The organism is Burkholderia sp. (genome assembly GCF_018375725.1).
Taxonomy (GTDB): Bacteria; Pseudomonadota; Gammaproteobacteria; order Burkholderiales; family Burkholderiaceae; genus Burkholderia.
The window spans coordinates 1-3,283 of sequence record NZ_JAHACR010000389.1 but is presented as its reverse complement, the minus strand read 5'-3'; the positions used below and the strand labels follow the sequence as shown (position 1 = coordinate 3,283).

Annotated in this window: 3 protein-coding genes; all 3 read right to left on the bottom strand. The window is 62.2% G+C overall.

Annotated features, from left to right (window positions below; all coding sequences use genetic code 11):
- Positions 1-77: 77 nt before the first annotated feature.
- Positions 78-1,298: a protein-disulfide reductase DsbD domain-containing protein gene (locus KH616_RS23230; RefSeq protein ID WP_292252297.1), complete on the bottom strand. Its 1,221-nt coding sequence runs from the start codon at positions 1,296-1,298 to the stop codon at positions 78-80.
- Positions 1,299-1,308: 10 nt separating this feature from the next.
- Positions 1,309-1,659 carry a copper-binding protein gene (locus tag KH616_RS23225; protein ID WP_011875594.1) on the bottom strand — a complete coding sequence of 117 codons (351 nt, stop codon included), beginning with the start codon at positions 1,657-1,659 and terminating at the stop codon, positions 1,309-1,311.
- On the bottom strand, positions 1,656-3,283 hold a 1,628-nt coding region (locus tag KH616_RS23220; protein WP_292252296.1), incomplete at its 5' end, for an efflux RND transporter permease subunit. The genes KH616_RS23220 and KH616_RS23225, both read right to left, overlap by 4 nt.

Here is a 3,283-nt window from a genome sequence, read left to right as displayed (position 1 = left end):
TCGTGATCACCGTCGCTATAATCCATTGACCGCGCAACACCACCTTCCAGACTGATCACGTTCGCCGAAACGATTGATCACCATCGCCGAAATCCGCAGACAAGCAGCAGCGGAATGCCGATCCCGATACCCATCAAATACAGCGCCAGCGTACCGCCTGCGATGTCATGACTGTTGGCGATGTAGACCAGTGCGCCTGCCAGTGCCGGTGTGGAACACGGCCCGACAATCAGCGCGGACAACATGCCCATCACGAACACCGGCCCAACACGGCCTCCGGGCAAGCGTCTGCTCCATCCCGCAAACCGCGTCTGCCAGCCCGTCGGCAGTTGCAACCTGAACACGCCGAACATACCGAGCGCGAGGATGAGCATGAGCGCGCCGAACGTGGCCAGTAACCAGGGTTTCTGCGTCACCGCCACAAGTGGAATGCCAACGACTGCCGCAATGGTTCCAGCCGCCGCGTATGTCATCGCCAGTCCTTGTACATAGGCGAACGACAGCGAAACCCCGCGCCATACCGGCAACCGCTCACGGGTACCGTTAATGACCGCCGTGACGATAGGGATGAGCGGATACATGCACACGGTGCCCGCCATCAGCAGACCAGCCACCAGAAAGCCTAGCAATTCGGCGATGCCGATCCCATTGGCAGGACGCAGCGGTAGACCCGGTACGGCGGACTGCCGGCTTTTCTCGACGACAGGGAAGTCCGCTGCATTCGCACTCCCAACGAGCGCTGCGAGCGTCACAGCACCGTCCGCAGCGATCCGAAAGCGGCGCGTCTGCGGCGGATAGCAGACCCCCACGTCGGCACATCCTTGCGATGTAACTGTCAGCATGGCGCTCGACGTGATCGCAGCGGACAACGGAAGACGAATCCGGACGGGCTGGTGATAGACCTGGACCACGCCGAACGTCGGGTCGTTCTTCGACTCGGAGGGCGGCATCGAATCCGGTTTTACCAGTGTGCCGTCAACCGCAAAGCTGATTCGGTCGCGATACAGGTAATACCCGGGCTTCGTCTTGAAGTCGAGCACGACCTCCATCGGGCTCGCGAGGCTGACGGTCAACGGAAATGCCTGCTCAGGCGCAAGCAGTTCGGATTCGTTGACTGCGTAAGCCGAAAAGGATGCGGGTCCGAGCAACAGGACAAGGGCGAAGCGAAGTATGCGACTCAATATGTCCGCTGTTTGGTAGTCAGACTGATACGCGTTGGATGATGTCGTTCGCATGGTGGTCTCCTCGCCCGAACTCCTGGCTGCCGGCGCGCGGACAGAAGCCTGCGTGCCAGCCATCAACGCTTCGTCACAAGCGCTTTTCGAGTTTTACGATGGTCAGGGTGCCGTTGACTTCTTCGACGCGCACCTTGACCTTGTCGCCTTCCTTGATCTGCTTGACCATCGCGGCATCCTTCGCCTTGAACGCCATCGTCATCGGCGGCATGCCGACGTTTTCCAGCGCGCCGTGCTTCAGCGTGACCATGCCTGTCGCCACGTCGACTTTCTTGACCTCTGCGTCGGTGAGCGCATTGTTCGACGACACTTTCATCGCGGAAGCCCTGGTCGACATATCCATGCCGGCCATGTCGTTGCCGGCAAATGCGGGCGTGGCGAAAGTGGCTGCAAGGGCAGCGGACATAACAAACAGTTTCTTCATTGGATCTCTCCAGTTTGGTTGACTGGCACGTTCGTGCCGGAAGGGTTTGTGTGGGGAAAATGGACAGCGCTGGCCTGTCGTGCGCGACGACGCTGCAACAGGAACCACGCTGCGGGAATCACGAACATCGACAGAAGTGGCGCGGTCACCATGCCGCCGACCATCGGCGCGGCGATACGCTGCATGACCTCCGACCCTGCACCGTGCCCGACCATGATCGGAATGAGGCCGGCGAGCACGACGGCCACCGTCATTGCCTTCGGCCGTACGCGCAGCACGGCGCCTTCGCGAATCGCGTCGAACAGCAACGCCTCGGTGAGCAGCTCGCCATCTTCCAGCCGGCGATTGAGCGCACCTTTCAGGTACAGCAGCATGACCACCCCAAACTCGGCAGCGACGCCCGCAAGCGCGATGAATCCGACCGATGTCGCGACCGACACCGCGTGGCCGAGTATCCAGATGAGCCAGAAGCCGCCGACCAGCGCGAACGGCACGGTCGACATCAGCAGCAGCGCATCGGCGGCGGAGTTGAAGGTCAGGAACAACAGCACGAAGATGACAACCAGCGTCACCGGAATGACGGTCCGGAGCCTGGCCGCCGCGCGCTCCAGGTACTCGAACTGGCCCGACCACGCAATCGAGTAGCCGGGTGGCAACTGGACCTGCCGAGCCACGACCTGCTGCATTGCCTTCACGGCGGATTGGAGATCCGTGTTGCGGATATCGACGTAGACGTACCCGGAGAGCCGAGCATTCTCGCTGCGAATCATCGGCGGGCCGTCGGCGATCGTGATGTGGGCGACGTCGCCGAGCTGGATTTGCGCGCCGCGATCCGTGACGATTGGCAGTTGCCGCAGCTTCTCAAGCGAATCGCGGAATTCGCGCGGGTAGCGGATATTGATGGGGAAGCGCTCGCGGCCGGCAATCACCTCGCCAACGTTCTCACCGCCCACCGCCGACGACACGACCGACTGGATATCGGCCACCGACAGTCCGTAGCGTGCTGCGGCGAGCCGGTCGATGTCCACGTCGATATAGCGCCCGCCGTTGAGCCGTTCCGCGAGTGCGGACGTCACACCAGGGACACCTTTGACGGCCGTTTCAACCTGCGTCGCGATACGGTCGATCTGCGTCAGGTCCGGCCCGGAAATCTTGACGCCCACCGGCGTCTTGATGCCGGTCGACAACATGTCGAGGCGATTGCGGATCGGCGGCACCCATACGTTCGAAAGACCGGGCACCTTGACCGTCCGGTCCAGCTCATCGACCAGCTTTTCCGGCGTCATGCCCGGCCGCCACTGGCTGCGCGGCTTGAACTGGATGGTGGTCTCGAACATCTCGAGCGGTGCCGGGTCTGTGGCCGTATCCGCCCGGCCCGACTTGCCGAACACTGTCGCGACCTCGGGCACGGTCTTGATGAGCCGGTCGGTTTGCTGCAGCAGCTCGCTCGCTTTCTCGGCGGAAATGCCCGGAAGAGCGGTCGGCATATACAGCAAATCGCCCTCGTCGAGCGGCGGCATGAATTCGCCGCCAAGACGCGAAATCGGCAGAATCGTCAGCACCAGCGCGACAACTGCGAGACCAATCGCCGCCCACGGCCAGCGCAGCGTCGCCTCAAGCAATG